General features: G+C 61.8%; 15 protein-coding genes. 5 read left to right on the top strand and 10 right to left on the bottom strand.

Annotated features, from left to right (window positions below; all coding sequences use genetic code 11):
- Positions 1 to 5 precede the first annotated feature (5 nt).
- The 5 genes from Lysil_RS08160 to Lysil_RS08140 all read right to left on the bottom strand — a co-directional run bounded on the left by Lysil_RS08160 (position 6) and on the right by Lysil_RS08140 (position 10,710).
- On the bottom strand, positions 6 to 1,499 hold the full coding sequence (locus Lysil_RS08160) for a tetratricopeptide repeat-containing sulfotransferase family protein (RefSeq protein WP_165782440.1): 1,494 nt from the start codon (positions 1,497 to 1,499) through the stop codon (positions 6 to 8).
- 142 nt (positions 1,500 to 1,641) lie between these two features.
- Positions 1,642 to 4,698: a TonB-dependent receptor gene (locus Lysil_RS08155; protein WP_103075138.1), complete on the bottom strand. Its 3,057-nt coding sequence runs from the start codon at positions 4,696 to 4,698 to the stop codon at positions 1,642 to 1,644.
- Between the two features lie 304 nt (positions 4,699 to 5,002).
- A complete protein-coding gene (locus tag Lysil_RS08150; RefSeq protein WP_103075137.1) occupies positions 5,003 to 8,119 on the bottom strand; it encodes a TonB-dependent receptor in 3,117 nt (1,038 codons plus the stop codon).
- Positions 8,120 to 8,327: 208 nt separating this feature from the next.
- Entirely contained in the window at positions 8,328 to 10,088 is a 1,761-nt protein-coding gene (locus Lysil_RS08145; RefSeq protein ID WP_103075136.1) for a phosphoenolpyruvate carboxykinase (GTP), read from the bottom strand.
- 19 nt (positions 10,089 to 10,107) lie between these two features.
- Positions 10,108 to 10,710: a TetR/AcrR family transcriptional regulator gene (locus tag Lysil_RS08140; protein WP_103075135.1), complete on the bottom strand. Its 603-nt coding sequence runs from the start codon at positions 10,708 to 10,710 to the stop codon at positions 10,108 to 10,110.
- Positions 10,711 to 10,878: 168 nt separating this feature from the next.
- On the opposite strand from Lysil_RS08140, the gene Lysil_RS08135 reads away from it, so the two are divergent.
- Positions 10,879 to 13,359: an acyl-CoA dehydrogenase gene (locus Lysil_RS08135; RefSeq protein ID WP_103075970.1), complete on the top strand. Its 2,481-nt coding sequence runs from the start codon at positions 10,879 to 10,881 to the stop codon at positions 13,357 to 13,359.
- A gap of 318 nt (positions 13,360 to 13,677) precedes the next feature.
- Here the strand turns inward: Lysil_RS08135 and Lysil_RS08130 are convergent, their stop codons facing one another.
- On the bottom strand, positions 13,678 to 14,508 hold the full coding sequence (locus tag Lysil_RS08130) for a metallophosphoesterase (RefSeq protein ID WP_165782439.1): 831 nt from the start codon (positions 14,506 to 14,508) through the stop codon (positions 13,678 to 13,680).
- An 85-nt stretch (positions 14,509 to 14,593) separates the two neighbouring features.
- Complete coding sequence (locus Lysil_RS08125) at positions 14,594 to 15,844, bottom strand: NTP/NDP exchange transporter (protein WP_240600449.1); 1,251 nt, start codon at positions 15,842 to 15,844, stop codon at positions 14,594 to 14,596.
- Between the two features lie 127 nt (positions 15,845 to 15,971).
- Between Lysil_RS08125 and Lysil_RS08120 the strand changes: the two genes are divergently transcribed.
- The gene (locus Lysil_RS08120) at positions 15,972 to 16,904 is read left to right on the top strand and encodes a glycerophosphodiester phosphodiesterase family protein (RefSeq protein WP_103075132.1); all 933 of its coding nucleotides are present in this window, start codon (positions 15,972 to 15,974) and stop codon (positions 16,902 to 16,904) included.
- 152 nt (positions 16,905 to 17,056) lie between these two features.
- Positions 17,057 to 18,385, top strand: coding sequence for a serine hydrolase domain-containing protein (locus Lysil_RS08115; protein WP_103075131.1), 1,329 nt, complete (start codon positions 17,057 to 17,059; stop codon positions 18,383 to 18,385).
- Positions 18,386 to 18,453: 68 nt separating this feature from the next.
- Here Lysil_RS08115 and Lysil_RS08110 read toward each other — a convergent pair whose 3' ends face one another.
- The 3 genes from Lysil_RS08110 to gcvT form a co-directional block, all read right to left on the bottom strand.
- Positions 18,454 to 18,894: a hypothetical protein gene (locus Lysil_RS08110; RefSeq protein WP_103075130.1), complete on the bottom strand. Its 441-nt coding sequence runs from the start codon at positions 18,892 to 18,894 to the stop codon at positions 18,454 to 18,456.
- Between the two features lie 737 nt (positions 18,895 to 19,631).
- Entirely contained in the window at positions 19,632 to 20,030 is a 399-nt protein-coding gene (gene gcvH, locus Lysil_RS08105; RefSeq protein ID WP_103075129.1) for a glycine cleavage system protein GcvH, read from the bottom strand.
- A 72-nt stretch (positions 20,031 to 20,102) separates the two neighbouring features.
- Positions 20,103 to 21,215 (bottom strand): glycine cleavage system aminomethyltransferase GcvT, encoded by a 1,113-nt coding sequence (gene gcvT, locus Lysil_RS08100; RefSeq protein WP_103075128.1) that lies wholly within the window; start codon positions 21,213 to 21,215, stop codon positions 20,103 to 20,105.
- A 120-nt stretch (positions 21,216 to 21,335) separates the two neighbouring features.
- On the opposite strand from gcvT, the gene Lysil_RS08095 reads away from it, so the two are divergent.
- Positions 21,336 to 22,343, top strand: coding sequence for a metallophosphoesterase family protein (locus Lysil_RS08095; protein ID WP_240600447.1), 1,008 nt, complete (start codon positions 21,336 to 21,338; stop codon positions 22,341 to 22,343).
- Entirely contained in the window at positions 22,343 to 22,717 is a 375-nt protein-coding gene (locus Lysil_RS08090; RefSeq protein WP_103075127.1) for a cupredoxin domain-containing protein, read from the top strand. Before Lysil_RS08095 ends, Lysil_RS08090 begins: the two co-directional genes overlap by 1 nt.
- Positions 22,718 to 22,721: the final 4 nt, after the last annotated feature.

Here is a 22,721-nt window from a genome sequence, read left to right as displayed (position 1 = left end):
GTCGCCTAGCAGTCGCCGGTTCGGACTCCCAACTCCTGTAACCGGGTAGTCAACGGCAACAAATGCCGTTCATACGGCTTCCACTTCGGGGTATCCCGCCGAACGACACCCTCCCGTACCTGCATGGCACTCGCGGTCGCCACGCTGCGCTGCGATGAAGACGTGCTCAGCATCGCCTGCTCGAACTCCAGTCCACAGAATTCCGCGACCTCCCGCATCACCTGTCCGGGATCACGCGTCAGTCGCGTGTAATCGACGTCGAGAATGCGACCGGGGAAACGCGCCTTCCAGTGCGCCATCAACTCCCGATACATCGCGTAATACTCCGCCACCTCGATCTGGTCGTAGGAATATGGATTCGCTTCCGAGAACAACTCACGCAGATTCGAGAAACAGGTCTCGACGGGATCCCGCACCATGTGCAGTATCTTCGCGTTCGGCAGCGCCTGCGCGATGAATCCGATATTGAGGAAGTTGGACGGGAGTTTGTCCGTGAACATTGGCTCCGGCCCCAACCGCCATTCGAGGCCATCCAGATAGCGCTTGCCGATCGCCGGGTAGTCCGGAGTATTGGCCAGCGTCCGCTCGACCAGGGCCGCATCGATCACGCCTTTGCTGTGATAGTCGGTCTCGTAGCGCATGGCGCTGGTGAAATCATAGAGCTCGCCGATGCCGTGGACCTGCGAATGCGCGCTGAGCAACTGCTCCAGTAACGTGGTTCCCGAGCGGTGCATCCCGACAATGAACACCGGTTGGCGCGCCGACCCCGTCCAACCACCGCTGGCGGCTGACGTCGGAAGCTGCTTGAGCAATTCGATCAGCCGTCGCGAGTCTGCGCTCTCGTATCGGAGCGTATCCCGCTTGATTCGCATTCCCTGTGCAAGGCGAGCGTAGGCCTGGTCGTACTCAGCCGCACCATCGTGGAATCGGTGCAGGGCATACGCAAGATTCATCGCAGCCGACGCTTTGTCGCCGCCAATGCGGGATAGTTGCTGCTCCGCAGCTTTCGCGACATCGACATCACCCCACACCGATTTCCCGAGCTGGGACAGCAACAGATACGTTTCCGGGATTTCTGGCGCCCGTTGCAACGACCTGCGCAATGCATTGAGCGCACGAACCGGATACCCCATGTAAATGCACACCTGGGCCAATGCCAACAATGTCGGTGGGTAATCCGGATCCCCGCGGAAGGCTTCCTCGACATATTCGAGCGCACGGTCCTGCAGGTTGAAGAACGAGAGTTCGGATGCAGTCGCCAACAACACCGGGATCGGCATTCGCGACGGCGGCCCCAACCGCTCGACATAGGCGAGAAAATCATCGGCCATGTTGTAGACCCGCAACCGGGCCATCACATCGGACAGCACTTCGATGCTCTCCGGGCGCAACTTGGACGCGCGCACCGCGTATTCCGTTGCCAACCGGAAGCGTCCCAGCTGCGATTCGACATGGGACAGCTTGATCAGGATGTCCGCACGCTCGCCGGCCGATGCCAATTGCGCCAGCAGCGACGTCCGGACATCGGGCCAGCGCCCCTGCGCAAAGAGGGAATCAGTCGATGTCATCCGAACAGGGTAACAACAAAAAAGCGGCCACCCGAAGGTGGCCGCTCTGGTATTGCACTACTGGTAACCGCTATCAGTAGTCGTAGCTGACGCTCAACTGCACGTAACGCGGGGCCTGGGAGAACAGCGGCAGACCGTAGGCAGCACGGACGGTGCCGTCACCCGAACCCGACGCCGAGCTGGTTTCCAGCGTCGGATCGTACTGAAGCGGCTTGCGATCGTTGGTGATATTGAACACGTCCAACGAAGCGGTCAGCTTCTTGTTGAAGTACTTCGGACGGTAGACGATGCCCAGGTCGAGCTGCTTGGTCCACGGACCATGCGTCTTGCCCGGGGGCGATGCCTGGTTGTAGCAAGTGTGGTAGGCCGAACCGTATCCGATCGGATCGGTATCACCGAAGAAGTAACCCAAGCAGTTCTTCGGCACGCCGGATTGCACCAGCAGCTTGCCGGTCAACAGCCATTCCGGAGCAAACTGGTACATGCCACGCATGCGCAGGGCATGGCGACGATCGTTGGCCATGTAGCCATACGAATTGACCATCAGGCCGCCGTAATCCCAGTCCTCGGTCTTGGAAACGTCGGTCTGGCCGATGTCGGAACGCACCTGGCCTTCGGTATTACCCGGGTTGCGGCTGAAGGTGTAATCCACGCGATATTGCCACTTGCCGTCGAACGGATGCTCCAGGTACAGATCGAGCGCTTCGTACTTGCGAATCGGCTTCTCGGCATTCGATGAGTTGAAGCCCATTTGCGCGTTGGTCAGGATAACATCCGTATATTGGCCGGTCACATTGTTGCGGACATGGAACGTATTGGAACGGCCAGGATTGACGATATAGCAACCCGGCACGGTGTAATCCGCGCCCCCACCCGGCAGCATACCAGCAACAGGTCCCGTGGCGCACCAGTCGTCGATAACGGTACCGAGCTTGCGATAAGTGACCTTGGCACCAGCGACCCACTTCTTGCTGAACTGGTAGTCGAGGCCGAGGATGGCTTCATCATTATATTGCGGCTTCAGGCTCTTGGCTGCGATGCCGGCCGGATCGGGGACCTGGCCGAATTCGTTGTTGCCCGAGAAGCCGCCATTCGCGGTTGCAGGGTTCGGGAAGTAGGTCAGGCCGGTCGGTTGACCATGAGCGTCGACGCCAGTGTAAGTGTAGTTCTGGTAGTAGTAGGTGGACGGCGAAGCGCCACGGATCGCGACTTCATTCGGCAGGGCGAGGTAGTAGCGACCCACGTTGCCGAACAACTTCATGGTCGAATCGCCCTTCATATCCCAGGCAAAACCGATGCGCGGGGCGATCTGGTGCTTCTCGTGGACGTAGCTCTGGCCGGCGCTGTTCTTGTTGTTGAAGTCATCGCTGCGCAGACCGGCCTTCAGCAGGAAGCGATCGGTGACCTGCCAATTGTCTTCCACGTAGATCGCCTTCTGCACCACCGACATCGACGCTTGGGTGTTGAAGAAGTATTGGCGAACGTTCACGCCATTGGGGCGATAGCTCCAGTAGTAACCGGGGCCGGACGTGGCGGCACCCTGCCCGACCGCGTTATTGGTCAAGTCATCAATACCACCGGTGATCTGATGCGAACCGATTTTGTATTGAACGTCGAAACGCACGCCCGTGACTTGCATCCTGGCATTCGGCGTGCCGCCGCCGCTGGAGACCTGCGGCAGATCCAAGCCACCCGGGTAGTAGGCCGTCGGGATGTACTGCGTGTTGGCAATGAACGGCAGCGGTGAAGCAACGGCCAACATGGTCGGGTTATGCACCACGTCCTTGCCATAGGTCACCGAGAAGTTCAGATTGTCGGTCAGGTAGTTGGTGTACTTGGCGATGTAGACGAAGGTATCTTGCTTGGTCGGCGTCGCATTGCCTCGAAACGCGCCGTCAGTGCCGTACGACGACGTACCACCACCATCGTTATAGCGAACACCTTGCGAATGATCGTTTTCCTTGATGCCGGTCAGTTCAAAGATGTTGGAGTCATTGATGTTCCAGTCGATCTTGCCGTAGATCTTGGTTGACGGACTATCGATATACGAACGGGTAGTAGCGGGCACATTGGTTCCAGTGCTGACATAGGAGTCCTTGGACTTCTCTGCCGACAGGAAGAAGAACAACTTGTCGGGAACCAGTGGGCCGCCGATATAGGCGTCATACGTGGTGTTCCACAGCTTGTCCTTGCTGCGGTCACGGTACAGGCTGCCCGGCAACGCGGCATTGTCGTAATGCCACGCTTTGACCGGCACGCCATTTGCATTGGTGGTGCCAATCATGCTGGCCGGGTCACCGGTGTTGGTGCCGCCCGGCAGGTTCGCGGTGGGATAGAAGATGTTCTTCGGCGCGGAGGCAAGCGCCTTCGGGCGCCAAGAGACCTGACCACCGAAGTGCCAGTCATTGGTGCCGCGCTTGCCGACCTGGCTGATCACGCCACCATCGGAACGACCGTACATGGCGCTGTAGCCGCCAGTGTAGGTTTCCTGCTGGGCGATCGAGCCGTACGGCAAGCCGAGGCCGCCGATGTTGGCGAGCGGATCGGAGACGTTGAAGCCGTTGATGTAATAGGCGTTTTCGGTCACGCCGGCGCCGCCGAACGACACCGTACTACCGTTGCCGAAGTAGCCACTGCCCTTGACGGTGCCCGGGGCCAGCAACGCGATGGCTTCGGCGCTGTGCGCCACCGGCAGCACAGCCAAGTCCTTCGCGGTGATGACGGTGCGTGAGTCGACCTGCGTCACGTCGATGCCGGCGCCAGTCGCGGTGACGGTAATCGTGCCAAGTTCATTGCTGGTGTTCGCAGCTGCACCGGCGAACGATGCTTCCGTACCCGAGCTCACCTTCACCAGTATCTGCTTGGTGCCGACGACCTGGTCGCCCTTCTTGGCGGTGACGGTGTAATTGCCGACCGGCAGGTTGCCCGCGCTATAGCGGCCAGAGCTGTCGACGCCAATAGTGCGTGCAAAGCCGGTGTCGCTGACGAGGGTGATGGTTTCGCCGGGAGCAGCGTTGCCGTACACGGTGCCGGTGGTCGCCTGCGCGTGGACGGTGCCTGCGAAGCAGAGACCGAGCGCAACCGTCAGAGCACTACGCTTGAAGCCGGACCTGATTGAATTGGATGCCATTGATTTGAACCCCATGGGTGTGGAAACGCGTGAAATGCTCGCAGGCATACCCGTTCTACCGAGATTGCCTGACCGACCGACTATGCGACAGAAACAAATCCTTAACAAGTCCCTCATCACGCATTCATAAATGAATTTTAGGTGAGAAATTCATACTCCGTACATTAAAAGTGACAGGCGCCACACAAATCGGCTGCACATTCAGTTTGGTGGCTGGAGTTCCACCACGACCACACTGACCTGTATAAAAGAAAGGCCATCCGAAGATGGCCGTTCTGGTACTGCACTTCCGGGGCTTTACCTGTCAGTAGTCGTAGCTGACGCTCAACTGCACGTAACGCGGCGACTGGAAGTAGATCGGCATGTGATATTGCGAGTAGATCGTGCCGCTGCCATGGCAGGCAATGCCCGGATCGTAATGACAGATCTGGCCAGTCTCCAAGGTCGCGTTGTATTGCCGTGGCTTGCGATCGTTGGTGACATTGAACACATCCATCGCCAGCGTCAGCTTCTTGTCGAAGTACTTCGGGCGGTAGACGAGCCCGAGATCCAGTTGCTTGGTCCAGGGGCCATGGGTAGCGCCCGGCGCCGCCGGCTGGTTGAGGCAGGTGTGGTACGAGGAGGTGTAGCCGATCGGATCCCCATCGTTGAAGTAATAGCCCAAGCAGTTGAACGGTGTCCCGGACTGCACCAGGAAATTGCCGGTGACCAGCCACTCCGGCGCGAACTGATACATGCCTCGCATGCGCAATGAATGACGACGATCGTTGGCCATGTAGCCATACGAGTTGTACATCAGGCCGCCATAGTCCCAGTCCTGGGTCTTGGAGACGTCGGTTTGGCCGATGTCGGACTTGACCTGTCCCTCGGTGTTGCCCGGGTTGCGGCTCCAGGTGTAGTCCATGCGCCACTGCCACTTGCCGTCGAACGGATGCTCCAGGTACAGATCCAGTGCCTCGTATTTGCGGATCGGCTTCGCGGCATTCGATGAATCGAAGCCGAGCTGGGCATTGGTCAGCGTGACGTCGGTATAGCTGCCGTCAACATTGTTTCGGATATGGAAGGTATTGGTGCGGCCCGGATTGATGATGTAGCAACCCGAAACCTTGTAATCCACCCCACCATTTGGCAACGCAGCAGCTACGCGCCCGCTATCGCACCAGTCGTCGATCAGCGTGCCGAGCTTGCGGTAGGTCACCTTGGCACCGGCCACCCATTTCTTGCTGAACTGGTAGTCGAGGCCGAGGATGCCTTCATCCTGATATTGCGACTTCAGGCCCTTGGCGGCGACACCATTCGGATCGGGAATCTGGCCGAACTCGTTGTTGCCCGAGTAACCGCCATTGGCCGTCGTCGGGTTCGGTTCGTTGGTGAGGCCGGTCGGGATGCCATTGCTGTCGATGCCGGTGTAGGTGTACTTCTGGTAGTAGTACGTCGATGGCGACGCACCACGCTTCGCCACCGAGTTGGGCAACGCCAAGTAATAGCGGCCGAGGTTGCCGAACAACTTCATCGTCGAATCGCCCTTCAGGTCCCAGGCGAAGCCGAGGCGCGGGGCGAGCTGGTGCTTCTGGTGGACATAGCTCTGGCCTCCATCGTTCTTGTTGTTGAAGTCATCGGTACGGAGACCCATCTTCAACACGAAGCGATCGGTAATCGACCAGTTGTCCTCGATGAAGGCGGCCTTCTGCACCACCGTCGAGGACGAGAGATCGCTGTAGAACTGCTGGAAGACATGGGTACCATCGTTCTGGTAATCCCAGTAGTAGCCTGGGCCGGAAACGAACGTCCCCTGGTCCTTGGCCTTGTAGGTCATGTCGTCAATACCACCATGGAACTGGTGCGCACCAATCTTGTACTCGACGTCGAAACGCACACCTGTTCCCTGCAGGCGCGCCGTCGGGACGCCGATCGTCTGGTACGGCTGCGGAAAGACCATGCCCGCCGGCGGATTCGTCATGTTGAACGTCTCGGCGATGTAGGGCAGCGGCGAATTGATCGCCAACAGCGTCGGGTTGTTCACCACCTGCTTGCCGTAGGTCACCGAGAAGTTCAGGTTGTCGCTCAGGTAATTGGTGTACTTGGCGATCTCGACGCGGGTATTCGTCTTGGTCGGCGGTGCCGGCTGGTAATACGCGCCTTCGCCCTGACCCGCAAAGGTGACCGGATCGTAGTTGTAGTAGTAACGGGAGCCGTTGGTGTGATCGTTGGACTTGATCCCGGTCAGTTCCAAGATATTGGTGTCGTTGATGTTCCAGTCGATCTTGGCGTAGATCTTCCCGACATTATTGGTGAAGTGGTCGCGATAGGTGGGCGCCTGCTCGCGATCCGAAGTGGAGATGTAATTGTCCTTCGACTGCTCCGCTGACAGGAAGAAGAACAACTTGTTCGGCACCAGCGGACCGCCGACATAGGCGCTGTACGTGGTATTCCACAACTTGTCCTCGCTGCGCTTGCGGAACAGCTTTCCGGGCTTGTTCGGATCGTCGTAATGCCAGCAATACTGTCCAGCGACCGGCGTCGCCGCCGGGCATGTGGAATCGCCGGCAACCTCGCTCGGATACAAGGCCGCATTCGTGTAGTCACCGGCCAATCCACCCGGCAGGCCGATCGCCTTCGGGTAGTAGACGTCCTTCGGCGCCGAAGCCAGCGCCTTCGGGCGATACGTGACCTGGCCACCAAAGTGCCATTCATTCGTGCCGCGCTTACCGACTTGGCTGATCACACCGCCATCGGAACGGCCGTACATCGCGCTGTAACCGCCGGTATAGGTTTCCTGCTGGGCAATCGAACCGTAAGGCAGACCAAGACCACCGATGTTGCTATACAGCTCGGAGACGTTGAAACCGTTGATGTAATAGGCGTTCTCGGTCACGCCAGCACCACCGAAGGACACTTCGTTACCCTTGCCGAAATAGCCACTGCCCTTGACCGTGCCCGGGGCCAGCATGGCGATCGCCTCCGCACTATGTGCGATCGGCAGCACGGCCAGATCCTTCGCAGTGATGACGGTACGCGAGTCGACCTGTGTCACATCGATGCCGGCGCCGTGAGCAGTCACGGTAATCGTGCCAAGTTCGTTGCCCGGCGTCGCGGCGCCTGCGCCGGCGAACGAAGCTTCCGTACCCGAGCTCACCTTCACCAGGATTTGCTTGGTGCCGACGACTTGATCGCCCTTCTTGGCGGTGACGGTGTAGTTGCCGACCGGCAGGTTGCTGATCGAGTAACGGCCAGTGCTGTCAACGCCGACGGTGCGCGCAAAGCCGGTCTCACTGACGACCGTGACCGCCTCACCGGGAGCAGCGTTGCCGTAGACGACACCCGTGGTCGACTGCGCGTGGACAGTGCCAGCAAAGCAGAGACCCAGCGCGATGGTCAGCGCACTACGCTTGAAGCCTGATCTGATTGAATTGGATGCCATGGATTTGAACCCCTCGAGAGTGAAAACGCGTGAAAACTTGCCGGCACACACAAATGAAGTGAGCAGCCTGACTCATCGACTATGCGTTTGGAACAAATCCTTAACAAGCACTTGCTGCGCATTCATAAATTAATTTTTAGTGAGAAATTCATCGCCGCGCATTAATAAAGCAATGTGCGCGACTGCATCAGCGTTCCTTGTCAGCCAACTACCTGGTGATGCGTTTTCTCTCATCCACCAAGCGCTCGGGCATCCGCTCCCCGTACTCCTGCAGGTATTCGCCAATGTGCTCGAACTCGGCAGTCCACCCTGCCCTGTCATAGCCAAACAGTTTCTCGCGCGCTTCGGCAGTCAGTTCAACGCCATCCAGATTGATATCTTCCGCCTTCGGCAGATGTCCGATCGGCGTTTCGACCGAACCCGCCTTGCCATCCACGCGCTTGAGCATCCACTCGAGCACGCGCATGTTGTCGCCGAAGCCGGGCCACAGGAAGTCGCCGCCATCGCCCTTGCGGAACCAGTTGACGTGGAAGATCTTCGGCAGCTTCGCGCCTGCCTTGTCGAACGACAACCAGTGGCTGAAGTAGTCGGCGAAGTTGTAACCGCAGAACGGCTTCATCGCCATCGGGTCGCGACGCATCACGCCGACGGCGCCGGTCGCGGCCGCCGTGGTTTCCGATCCCATCGCGGCGCCAACCAGCACGCCATGCGTCCAGTCGCGCGCCTCGAACACCAGCGGCACCAGCGAGGCGCGACGACCGCCGAACACGATCGCCGAGATCGGCACGCCTTGCGCGTCTTCCGCATGCGGCGAATATGACGGGCATTCCTTCGCACTCACGGTGAAGCGCGAGTTGGGGTGTGCGGCCGGCTGCTTCGATGCCGCATCGAACGGCTTGCCCTTCCAGTCGGTGACGGGCACGCGCGTGTCCAGACCTTCCCACCACGGCTGGTTGTCATCGGTGACAGCGACGTTGGTGAAGATGGTGTTCTGCTGGATCGAAGCGAGCGCGTTCGGATTCGATTTCTCCGACGTGCCCGGCGCGACGCCAAAGAATCCGGCTTCGGGATTGATGGCGTAGAGACGACCATCGGCACCGGGACGCATCCAGCAGATGTCGTCGCCAATGGTGGTGATCTTCCAGCCATCCTTGCGATAGCCTTCCGGCGGAATCAGCATGGCGAGATTGGTCTTGCCGCAGGCGCTGGGGAATGCCGCGGCGATGTAGTGCGTTTCTCCCTGCGGATTCTCGATGCCGAGGATCAACATGTGTTCGGCCAGCCAGCCTTCCTGGCGCGCCTGGTGCGAGGCGATGCGCAGTGCATGGCATTTCTTGCCGAGCAGCGCGTTGCCGCCGTAACCGGAGCCGAATGACTGGATTTCCAGGTCTTCCGGGAAGTGCATGATGAAGCGGCGATCGGGATCGAGCTCGCCGGTGGAGTGCAGGCCCTTCACGAAGCTGCCCTCGCGCTCGATGCGCGCCAGCGCCGCCGCACCCATGCGCGTCATGATGCGCATGTTGGCGACCACGTACGGGGAATCGGTGATCTCGACGCCGCAACGCGACAGCGGCGAGTCGATCGGGCCCATGCAATACGGCACCACGTACAGGGTGCGGCCCTTCATGCAGCCATCGAACAGCGATTTCATTTGTTGGCGCGCGGCATCGGGCGCCATCCAGTGGTTGTTGGGGCCGGCATCATCGCGATCTTTGGTGCAGACGAATGTCAGGTGCTCGACGCGCGCGACATCGTCGGGATGCGAACGATGCAGGTAGCTGTCGGGATGCGTCTGTTCGTTGAGTTTGATCAGCGTGCCGTCGGCCAGCATCTGCGCGATCAATGCATCGTTCTCGGCATCGCTGCCATCGCACCATTGGATGCGATCCGGATGGGTCAGTTGCGCGACTTCCAGCACCCACTGGTTCAGTGCGTCGAGGTTTGATGCAGTCGCGTCGTGATTGCTCATGTTGCCCTCCCCCATGGTGTTATCCCTGTTTCGGAATCAGCGTCGCCATCATGTGCGCGACGTAGGCTTCGTACTCCTCCTTCGACGGCCGTTCCTGCGGCAATTGCAAACCGAGCTGCAGGAAGCCGACATACGCCGAATAGACCAGTCGCGCGCGATAACGCGCGGTATCCACATCGAAGCCGGCGCGGCGGAACGAATCGGTCACCCACTCCAGGCGTCGCCGCGAGATGCGCGATACCGCCGGTTGCACCAGGGGATTGTCCATCGCGCGCAACAGTTGCCCGTAGATGACGTGCGAGACGTCGTCATGCGCGACCAGCTGGAACAGTTGTTCAAGTCGCGCGCGCGAATCGCCGATCGCTTCGAGTCGATCGAACACTTGCGTCTGTTCGTACTGTTCCCAGCGATCGAGCGCCGCCTGCAACAGCGCATCCCGCGTGGGGAAATGCCAGTAGAAACTGCCCTTGGTCACGCCAAGGCGGCGCGCCAGCGGTTCCACCGCCAATGCCGGGACACCAAGTTCTCCGATCTGCTGGAGGGCCGCGGCCGCCCAATCGTCGGCGCTGAGTCGGCCGGCGCGATCCGCCTTGCCGGATATCGATGCGATCTGGTCTGTCATCGCCCAGTTTAAGCACATTCCGTACGATTCCGTCAAAGTCCGTATGGTGTTGCACTGCAACTTGACGCTGGCGAATCCACTTCAATACTTTTGCGTATGGAAAAGGGCGTCGGCATGGTTTACGCTCGCGTTCATTCATTCGATTGTTTGAATTTCAGCGGAGCCGCCATGAGTATCGTTCTGCCCCTCCTCGCCGTCGTGATCGCCACCGGCATCGCGGCCTACCATCGCTGGAGCCTGGCCTTATGGTCGGCACTGATGGCGGCGTTCCTGCTGGTCGCCTGGTTCTTCGGCGGCAATTCCACACTCACTATCGTGCTGGCGGTGCTCGCGGCCGTGGTGGCGATCCCGCTGCTGGTGCCGGCACTGCGCAAGTCGCTGGTGACTGCGCCGTTGCTGAAGTTCTACACGCGCATCCTGCCGCCGCTCTCCGACACCGAGCGCACCGCGCTGGAGGCGGGCACGGTCGGTTTCGAAGGCCAGCTGTTCTCGGGCATGCCGGAGTGGTCGCAACTGCTGAAGTTGCCGAAGCCGGAACTGAGCGCGGAAGAACAGGCCTTCCTCGATGGCCCCTGCGAAGAGCTGTGCGGGATGGTCGACAACTGGGAGATCGACCACGTCCGCGCCGACCTGCCGCCACAAATGTGGGAGTACGTCAAGCGCAACAAGTTCTTTGGCCTGAACATCCCGAAGGAATACGGCGGCCTTGGTTTCACCGCGCTGATGAACCACAAGGTGATCCAGAAGCTGGCGTCGATTTCGACGGTGGTGAGTTCCACTGTTGGCGTACCGAATTCACTCGGCCCGGCCGAACTGCTGATGCACTACGGCACCGACGAGCAGAAGGCGCATTACCTGCCGCGCCTGGCCGATGGTCGCGAAGTGCCGTGCTTCGCGCTGACAGGTCCGTTCGCCGGTTCCGATGCCACCTCGATTCCCGATTACGGCATCGTCTGCAGCGGCGACTGGAATGGCGCCAAGGTGCTGGGCGTTCGCCTCACCCTCAACAAGCGCTACATCACGCTGGCGCCGGTGGCGACACTGATCGGCGTCGCGTTCCGGATGTACGATCCCGACGGCTTGCTCGGCGACAAGAAGGACATCGGCATTTCGCTGGCGTTGGTGCCACACGATGCCGACGGACTGGAAATCGGTCGCCGCCACTTCCCGCTCAACTCGCCGTTCCAGAACGGCCCGATCCGCGGCAAGGATGTGTTCGTGCCGCTGTCGCAACTGATCGGCGGCGAAGACTACGCAGGACAAGGCTGGCGGATGTTGATGGAATGCCTGTCGATCGGCCGCTCGATCACCCTACCCTCGACCGCCAGTGGCGGCGCGCGCATGGGCGCGGTGGTGACCGGCAGCTACGCACGCATCCGCAAACAGTTCGGCTTGTCGATCGGCCGCTTCGAAGGCGTCGAGGAAGCGCTCGCACGCATGGGCGGTCGCGCCTACGCGATCAGCGCGTTGTCGCAAGCGACTGCGGCTGCCGTGGCACGCGGCGAAAACCCGGCGGTGCCATCGACCATCTCCAAGTACCACTGCACCACCATGGGTCGCGAAGTCGCGATGGACGTGATGGACGTGATCGGCGGCAAGGGCATCATCCTGGGCCCGCGCAATTTCGCGGGTCGCGCGTGGCAGGCATCGCCGGTGGCGATCACGGTGGAAGGCGCGAACATCATGACGCGCTCGCTGATGATCTTCGGACAAGGCGCGATCCTGTGCCATCCATGGGTGATGAAGGAAATGAAGGCGACCCAGATCCCCGATGCCGGTGAACGCATCGACGCGTTCGACAGCGCACTGTTCGGCCACATCGGCGCGGCGATTTCGAATGCCGTTCGCAGCCTGTGGTTCGGGTTGACGTGGTCGCGCTTCGGGCGCGCCCCGGGCGACGATTACACGCGTCGCTACTACCGCAAGATGAATCGCTATTCCGCCAATCTGGCGGTGATGGCCGACATCTCGATGCTGATGCTCGGCGGCAAGTTGAAGTTCAAGGAGTCCCTGTCCGGTCGCCTTGGCGATGTGCTGAGCCAGCTCTACATCGCCAGCAGCATGTTGAAACGCTATGAGGACGAAGGCCGCCCGGACAGCGACCAGCCGTTGCTGGCCTGGGCCTTCCACGATGCGGTGAACAAGATCGAGACCGCGCTGTCGGGCGCGTTGCGCAACTTCCCAGTGCGCCCGGTGGCGTGGCTGCTGTGGCCGATCATCTTCCCGTGGGGGCGCCGTGCGCAGGCACCGAGCGATCGTCTCGGCCACAAGGTGGCGAGCCTGCTGATGACGCCATCCGACGCGCGCGATCGCCTGGCCGAAGGCATCTTCACCACGCCGGGCGAGAACAATCCGGCGGGCCGCATCATCAGTTACCTGCCGAAGTTCGTGATGGCCGAGCCGGTGGAACGCAAGTTCCTGAAGGCGCTGAAGAGCCACGAGATCGAAGCGCTGGAGTTCGAGGATCAACTCGTCGAAGGCGTGCGCGAAGGCTGGATCACTGCCGAGGAAGCCGATCAGTTGCGCGAGCTGCGGACGATGACGCTCGACACCATCATGGTTGACGACTTCGATCCGGAGGAACTGCGTTCGGCCGGGTATCGCGATCTCGTCGCACACGAGCAGCGGTCGTCGCGCGCGGTGGCGTAGTTATCGCCCGGCTGTGCGCCTGCGTCGGTTGTCCATATGACCGCGACCGTGAATACGTCCATGTAGGCTCAGCCGCCGCATCCATGCGGCGGAATGGTCGGCCATACGGACGAACCGCGCTGACGCCGCCGGTGGTGGCTTTCAAGTCTCTGAAAAGCAACAACACGCGCGCGGCAAGTGGGTGCGCCAGTCCGATGCACGACCGTGACGTGCCATGGATGGCACGTACGAGCCTACATGGACGTATTCACGGCGTGTCGTGCATTGGAGCTGGTCACACACGCCAGCCAGCGCGTGGTTCGGAACGACGTGCGCCTGTTACTGCGCGCCCTTTTCGCGCCCACGCAATGTCAACCGCGAAATTTCCGGATAACGCCCCATCCGCAACGGCAACCAACTGGTGCCGATGCCGGGTGACACGAACAGCGTGCGCTCACCGACATGGTATTCGCCGCTCAACGCCGCGGACTTGGCGCGGAACGTCGACGGCGTGCGCAAGCCAAACGGATTCACCTGGCCACCATGCGTGTGTCCCGCCAGGACCAGCGCGGTCGATTCCGGGAACTTCAGGAACATCTCGGGCTCGTGCTCCAGCGCGATCGTCGGCAGGCCGGGATCGATCCGCGCGTAAGCCGCCAGCGGCTGCGGCTTGCCGGCGGTGAGATCATCCACGCCGACCAGGTTGAAGCCACAATCGCGCACGCCAACGCGCGTCGATTCGTTTTCCAGCACCTGGATGCCGACACGCTCGAACTCGGCCGCCACGCGCGGACCGCCGTCCCACCAGTCATGGTTGCCGAGCACGGCATAGACCTGCTTCTTCTGCGTCAATGGCGCGAGATGATTGGCGATGGTCGCGGGATCGACGTATTTGCCCAGCACCACGCTGAGGATCACGTAGTCGCCGGTGAACACCACGACGTCGGAATCACTGGCGGCGAGTTTCGCAACGACGCGATCGACATTGTCGATGCCGTTCATCCACGAACCGGTGTGGAGATCGGTGACCTGGTCGATGCGCAGGCCATCGCACTGCGCCGGCCAGTTCGCCAGGTGCAACGTGTAATCGCGCTCAATCAGCTGGCGCGGCTCCCATAGCCATGCATACAGGCCGCAGGCGACGAGGAACGCCACGACCACCAACAGCACGCGCTCCCACTTCCGGCGTTGACGCCTGCGCCGACGCAGCGTGGCTGCCGAATCGTGCGGCGTATCGCTTTCCCTGCCTTGCGGTTCAGTCGGCTGATCTTGCATCGCGTGCATCCTGCGCCTTATTGGCTGTATGCCAGCCGATCCAGCCGGCCAGCAACGCGCTGATCGTGCTGAGTGCGGCGAACACGCCCACTGTCGCACCGATCCCGCGCAGCAAATTCATGCCGGTGGCGATCGCCATGTCGCCAAAGCGCCAGACTGCGGTGTCGACCGCACTCTGTCCCTTGTAGCGCAGCGCACGCGGCACCGAGGCGAACAGCGCATGCCGGGCGGGTTCGGACATGCCATATGCCAGGCCGCGACTGACGATCAATGCCAACGCGACCACCGGCAATCCCGCCAGCATCGGCGCGTGCGGATCGGGGGTGAACACCACCAGCACCAGCATGGCGGCGCTGACCAATGCCCAGACCAGGATCACCACGCCCGGCCCCTTGCGTGGCAGCAGCCAACGCGTCACCAGCAGTTGCGTCAGCGCGGTAAGGATGTTGCCGATCTGATCGATCCGCGCATGGAACGCGGTGCGCGCCACCGGATCGAGGAAGGTCACGTGCGAGTAATCGGTCACCAGGGCGTAGTTGACCGTGCCGATGCCATCGGCGAGCAGCAACAGGATCGCCATCGCGCGCATGAACGGCGTCGCGAAGATCTGCTTCAGCCCATCCCACATGCTGCCGCCAACCGCAGCTTCGTGGTCGGGATCGTGGCGCTTCTCGCCATGGACGCGCGCCCAGCGCCCGAGTGCGATCACGCATCCCACCGCGATGGCCAGCAATCCCGCCGACACCGCCAGCAACGGCGCGACGCCGATCACCGTGACCAGCGATTGCGTGAGCGCCGGGCCGGCGATCGCACCCAGCGTGCCTGCCAACGCGATCAGTGGAAACAGCCTGCGCGCCTGTTCAACCGTCCAGATATCGGTCATGAAAATCCAGAACACCGAGACCACGAACAGATTGAAGACGCTGACCCAGACGAAGAAGGCGATGCCGAGCGCGCGCGGTGACAGCAATCCCGAATGGGCGAAGAACGGGATGAATCCCAGCAGGCAGATGATGAAGACGATGTTGAGCATCGGCACCACGATGCGCCGCGGCCAGCGCGACACCACCGCGCCGAAGATCGGCGCCAGCACCAGCATGGCCGCAAAGGTGGCCGCGTAGAACCATGGCAACTGGGTCGACCCGACTGCGGAAGCCAGTTGCTCGCGCACTGGCCGGATCACGTAGTAGGCAGCCAGCACGCAGAAGAAATACAGGAAGGACAGCGCCATCGCCGGCCATTCCCCCTGGTGGACGCGCTGAGAATCTGTGACGGGCATCGGCCAAACGCGTTTCGACGTTGCGCGACGTTAACACGGTTGCAAGGAAATTGAATGCTGGTGACCGAATGCTGTCAGCATGTCCTTTTACGCCCTGCTCCCGCGCATGTCGAAATCGAAAGTCATCCTGATCGCGGTCGCATGCTTGTGCGCAGTCACTGCGGTCGCGCACTACGCCACGCCGGAGGGGTTGCCACCGGAGGTGAATCAGCACCCATTGGGACGCAGCTACGTGGCGGCGCATCGTGGCGGCTATTTCGGATTGCAGAACGTGCAGCGCCAGTTCGATGCCACCACGGCTGCCGGGACTGCGGACATCCTCGAGATGGATCTGCACGCCTCGAGCGATGGCGATGTGTTCGTCTTCCACGATGATGACTTGTCGACCAAGAGCACCTGTCGTGGCGCTCCCGACAGGCTGACTTCCGCGCAGATCCGCCAATGCCGGTTGCGCGCTGGCGATCCGTTGCCGCGCTTCGAAGAGACGCTGGCGCATGCGAAGGCGAACGGCAGGATCATCCTCGACGCCGAGTTCAAGACGCTGGACGTGGTTGCGCCGGCGATCGCACTCGCCATCCGCGCCGACATGCTCGATCGCGTGTATTTCCAGGCCCAGGGCGATCGTGAGAAATACGCCGCCGCGCGCAAGATCTCGAAGGACGTGTTCCTGCAATTCAAGGCGACCAGCGACGACGACATTGACTGGATCATTGCGCAACACGATCCCAAGCTCGTGGCAGTCGAGATGAACGCCACCTTCGCCACCGCTGCGCGCATCGCGCGGCTGCATCAGGCCGGCAAGCTGGTCTCGGTGAATTCGTGGCGCTACCAGATGCTGGAAGAACGCCTCACGGCGAGTTGCGACCAGGCTTTCCGACGCGGCGTCGACATCGCCGTGACCAACAATCCGGCAAGCTGCAAAGAGCAACGCGATCTCACACCCTATTCCGGCCCCCGACAGGCCCTGCGCAATTTCCTGATGCGCCCGAACGACCGCGGCGAGACCGACTGACCCCACCCGGGCTCGCGGGATGCTCTTTTGAAATCAAGGTGATACCAGGCACTCCTCTCCCTGTTCATGCAACTCGCAGACAGCCTGATTACACTGCCGATGACCACTTGGGAAGCCTCGCCGTGAACAATCCGCGTACCGGGATCCACCGCATGCGTCAGTCCATGCTGTCCATCCTGGTTCCGGCGATGTTGTTCGCCGCGACCTCCGCGACGGCGCAGACCGCAGAAGGCTGGGCGCGCCCGGATCCGGCGCAGCAGACGCCTGCAGCAGCCATCAAACCGAATCCGCCGACCACCGGAAACATTTCGGTGTCGCAGGTCGACCTGCGCGAAGTCGATCGCATCGCGCGCGCACTGGTTGCCGGCGAACGCGTGCCCGGCCTTGCGGTGGCGGTCGTCCAGAACGGCCAGGTGCTGATGGAGCGCGGCTATGGCGTGACCGATGTCAGCCATCCGCAACCGATCGATGCGCATACCGCCTTCCGCTTGGCATCGCTGTCGAAATCCTTCGCCAGCGCGTTGACCGGGTTGCTGGTGAACGATGGTCGCCTCGCCTGGAACAATGCGGTGGTGCGTTATGTGCCCAGCTTCCGCCTGCAATCGGAAGGCGCGACCCAGAGCGTGACCGTCGCCGACCTGATGAGCCACCGCGTCGGCCTGACCAAGAACGCCTACGATCGCGATATCGAAGGCAATCTCGACTATCCCAGCGCCGTGCAGAAGCTCGCCTCGGCGCCGATGAAGTGCATGCCCGGCGAGTGCTACGCGTACCAGAACGTCGCCTTCAGCCTGATCGGCGACGTCGTGTTCGCCGCCACCGGCAATTTCTATTCCGACGCGGTGCAGGCGCGCCTGTTCAAGCCGCTCGGCATGAACGACGCCAGCTACGGCCTGAAGGGCATCGAATCGAGTCCGCGCTGGGCCAAGCCGCATGTGCGTGGTGGTGCCCGCTGGCGCGCGTTGATGCCCAAGCCCAACTTCTACCAGCTCGCGCCCGCCGCGGGCGTCAACGCCAGCATCAGCGACATGGCGCAATGGATGATCGCGCAGAGCGGCCATCGCCTCGATGTGCTGCCAGCCAACGTGTTGGCGCAGTTGCATACCTCGCAGGTGTCCACGCCGACCGAGCTGCGCGGCAGCGGCTGGCGCCGCGAACGACTGGACTCCGCCGGTTACGGATTCGGTTGGCGGGTGATGAGCTACGCCGGCCATCCGTTGTATTTCCACGGCGGCGCGGTGCAGGGTTATCGCGGCGCGATGGCGGTGCTGCCCGACCGCGACCTCGGCGTGGTCATCCTGTGGAACAGCGAAAGCGCGCTGCCCTCGGGATTGTTGCCGACCATCCTCGACCGCGCGCTCGACCTGCCGGCGGTGGCGTGGATTCCCAACACCATCACCGGTGCGGCGATACCCGATATCGCCGGTGACCATTCGGCCACGCCGAACAGCGACGACAGCAACGGTTCCGGCAACGACTGACGCGCATAAAAAAACTCCCCCGCCGCGAACGGGGAGGAGTTTTCAAGTAACGCAAGCGCGATCGACGATCAGATCATCGGGGTCGGCATCATCGGCAGTGCAGCAGGCTTCTTGGAAGCGCGCTTCTTGCCAGCCTTCTTCGCAGCCTTTTTGGCCGGCTTCTTCGCAGTCTTCTTGGCGGCCTTTTTCGCAGTCTTCTTGGCGGCCTTCTTCACGGTCTTCTTGGCAGCCTTGCGGACGGTCTTCTTGGCGGCCTTCTTCGCGGTCTTCTTGGCAGCCTTGCGGACGGTCTTCTTGGCGGCCTTCTTCGCGGTCTTCTTGGCAGCCTTGCGGACGGTCTTCTTGGCGGCCTTCTTCGTGGTCTTCTTGGCAGCCTTGCGGACGGTCTTCTTGGCGGCCTTCTTCACGGTCTTCTTGGCAGCCTTGCGGACGGTCTTCTTGGCGGCCTTCTTGGTGGCCTTCTTCGCCGGTTTCTTGGCGGCCTTCTTCGCAGCTTTTTTCATCGCCATTGGATGGCTCCTCGTCTTGAGTTGTAACGAACCAGCCAGGCCGGTTCATACGCACAGCGGGAGTCGGACCCGCCACGGACCGTTGTCGCGCCCGAAGTCGCGGAACGGATTGGGTGTGGTGCCGCGCACAACGACAGTGCTGCGCGACCCCTCATTCGATTCGATGGGGAGGAATGGGACAGGGAGACGAACCTTTCCGCGCCGGATGCGCGTCGCGATTGACTCCCCACGTTGGACTTGCGTTCGATCACTCGATGCGTTACCGCATTCCAGTTGGGCGAAACGTAAGTAGACGTTTTCTCCGTGTCAACACCTTTCGTGAAATTTTTTTCATGTACGCCCCGATCCGGCCCGCGCTTGATCTCCACGAAGATCGCCCGGCATCGACGCGTGTGCGCCACGCGATGCATCCACGCGCGCAATCGCTTTTCAGAAAAGACTTGTTTTCAAGTTGTTTCTTTTTTGCGTCAGCAGTGATGCAGTGATGTTGCGGATGCTTCGCGGGAACGCAGTGACGCGTTCGAGACCGGTTCGACGACGGGTGAATCGCGTTGAAATTATTTTCGGCGAAGATACCGTTTCCGGCATCGCAACATCCGATTTGCGTGAAAGTGCGCGAACTTCAGACGGTGCAATCGACGTGTTCAAGTGGTGAAGAGACGTCGATGAAAACGAAGAAGCCCGGTCGATGACCGGGCTTCGCGTGATGCAGATCTGGTGACGACCAGCGACGTCGATCAGTGCTCGTCGTCGGCCATCGCCTGTTCGTAGTCGTCCGGCGAGAGCAGTTCCTTCACCTGGTCGGGCTCGCTCATCTGCATGACGAACAGCCAACCATCGCCGTAGGCGTCCTCGTTGATGGTCTCGGGCTTGTCGCTGAGCGCGGCGTTGACCTCCAGAACCTTGCCGCTGACCGGCGCGTAGACGTCGGATGCCGCCTTCACCGACTCGACCACGGCGCAGGCGTTGCCGGCTTCCAGCGCCTCGCCGACGGCGGGCAGTTCGACATAGACGAGATCGCCCAGGAGTTCCTGTGCGTGGTCGGAAATGCCGATGGTGGCGCGACCGTCACCTTCGACGCGCACCCATTCGTGCGACTTCAGGAATTTCAGATCACCGGGGATTTCCTGGCTCATGGGGCGCTCCGCGTTTGCAGGGTTTCGGGGGAAGGTGGCGATAGTCTAACGAAGAGATGCGTCATGGTGCGATCAGACGCCATCCTGGATCTTGCCGTCCCGGACGAACGGGAACTTGACGACGCGCACCGGGACTTCCTTGCCGCGGATGTCGACGCGCACGTCGCCCGGTTCGCCCGCGGGCACGCGCGCGAACGCGATCGCCTTGCCGATGGTCGGCGAGAAGGTGCCGGAGAGGATCTCGCCGTCGCCATTCGCGGTGAGCACGCGCTGGCCGTGGCGCAACACGCCCTTCTCGTCCATCACCAGACCGATCATCTGGCGCGGCGCCGACTTGGCCTGCGGTTCGATCACGGCGCGACCGGTGAAGTCGCGCGGCTTTCCATCAGCAAGGTCGTCCAGCACCACCGTCCAGCCGAGTGCGGCTTCATACGGCGACACGCTGTCGTCCATGTCCTGGCCGTAGAGATTCATGCCGGCTTCGAGGCGCAGGGTGTCACGCGCGCCCAACCCGGCCGGCGCGACGCCGACCGCGTGCAGTGCATTCCAGAACGCGACGGTGCGATCTTCCGGCACCACGATCTCGAAGCCATCCTCGCCGGTGTAGCCGGTGCGCGCGACAAACACGTCGATGCCATCGGTGGTCTTCGCTTCGCGGGCGCTGAAGCGCACCAGCTTCGAGACCGGCGCGCGATCTTCCTCGCGCAACAGGTCGATCACCTTGGCGCGGGCGTTCGGACCCTGCACGGCGACCATACCGAATTCGGGACGTTCCTGCACTTCGACATCGAAGGCGCGCGCTTCACTGCTGATCCACGCCAGGTCCTTGTCGCGGGTGGCGGCGTTGACGACGAGACGGAACCAGTCTTCCGACATGAAATAGACGATGAGGTCGTCGATCACCCCGCCCTGCGGGTTGAGCATGGCGGTGTAGAGCGCCTTGCCCGGCTTCTGCAACTTGTCCACCGAGTTGGCGACCAGCTTGCGCAGGAACTCGCGGGTGCGGGCGCCGCGCAGGTCGACCACGGTCATGTGGCTGACGTCGAACATGCCGGCATCACGGCGCACCTGATGGTGCTCCTCGATCTGCGAGCCGTAGTGGATCGGCATGTCCCAACCGCCGAAGTCGACCATCTTCGCGCCCATGGCGCGGTGGGTGTCATTGAGGATGGTCTTCTGGGTCATGGCGGATATCGCGACAGGGAAACCGTGATTATCGCGGATCAGGGCAGCTCGTCGCAGGTGGTCGGGAATAAATCCGCCCCCGCGGCGATCTGGATAGGTGAATCCCCGCAGGAGTCAGCCGTGAACAGCAACCCTCCGCAAGACCAGGACCGTGACAATCCCGAACGCCCCGACCGCCGGCAGGCACTCGGCTGTCTCGCGGCATGGACCGGCAGCGCCATCGTCTGGAGCGTGGTCGGCGGGATCCCGCAGGCATTCGCAACATCCGACCCGAATCATCCGGCCGCGGTCGCGAACGCCGGCTTCAGCTTCGTCCAGATCAGCGACACCCACATCGGCTTCAACAAGGCGGCCAATCCCGACGTGGTCGGCAGCCTGCGCCGCGCCATGGGCGAGATCAACGCACTGCCGACGCGGCCGGCGCTGGTCGTGCATACCGGCGATGTCAGCCATCTGTCCAAGCCCGAGCAGTTCGGGCAGGCGCGTGAACTGTTCCAGGAGCTGAAGGTGGACCGCGTGCACACGATTCCCGGCGAGCACGATGCGCTCGACGACGGTTTGAACGGCTATCTGAAGTACTTCGACCACGACGGCAAGGGCCGCGCGTGGTACAGCTTCGATCAGGGCGGCGTCCATTTCATCGGCTTGTCCAATGTATTGAACTTCACCATGGGCACGATGACATCGCTGGGCGATGCGCAGATCGCCTGGCTTCGGCAGGATCTGGCGCGCGTCTCGCACAGCACGCCAATCGTCGTGCTCGGCCACATCCCGTTGTGGACGGTGTACGCGGCCTGGGGCTGGGGCACCGCCGACGCCGAACGCGCGCTTGCGCTGCTGCGTCCCTATGGCTCGGTCACGATCCTCAATGGCCACATCCACCAGGTGCTGCAGAAGGTGGAGGGCAACATCGCCCTGCACACCGCGATGTCGCTCGCCTATCCATTGCCGACGCCCGGCCAGAGCGGGATCGGCGAACCGGGACCGGTGACGGTGCCCGCGGGTGAACTCGGCAAGATGCTCGGTACGCGGCAATTGACGGTGGTGCGTGGCAAGCGCGAACTCGCGCTGGTCGACACCCCGCTCGAACGCATGCCGGCGCAGCCTGCGATGAACGGAGGTGGCTGATGAAAGCCTCGACCGCAATTCTCGGTCTGGCGTTCGCGCTGGCATCGGTGGCGCAAGCCGCATCATCGACCATGCCCGCCACGACACCGCCCACGATCGTGATCGACAAGTTCGCGTTCACCCCCGGCGAAATCACCGTGGTGGCGGGCACCACCGTGGTTTGGCTCAACCACGACCAGACGCCGCACGCCATCGCCGCACGCGACCACAGTTTTGCCTCGAAAGCGATGGACACCGACGATCGTTTCGAGCATCGGTTCGCAACCGCTGGCGATTTCAGCTACGTTTGCAGCCTGCACCCGTTCATGACCGGGATCGTGCATGTCCGTCCCACTTCCCCATCCGCCGCGCAACGCCCACGACACTTGAAGTGACCTG

The sequence above is a fragment of the Solilutibacter silvestris genome, assembly GCF_002895945.1.
GTDB lineage: Bacteria > Pseudomonadota > Gammaproteobacteria > Xanthomonadales > Xanthomonadaceae > Solilutibacter > Solilutibacter silvestris.
Note: the sequence above shows the minus strand (reverse complement) of the source record. Positions and strands in the feature narration are given on the sequence as shown.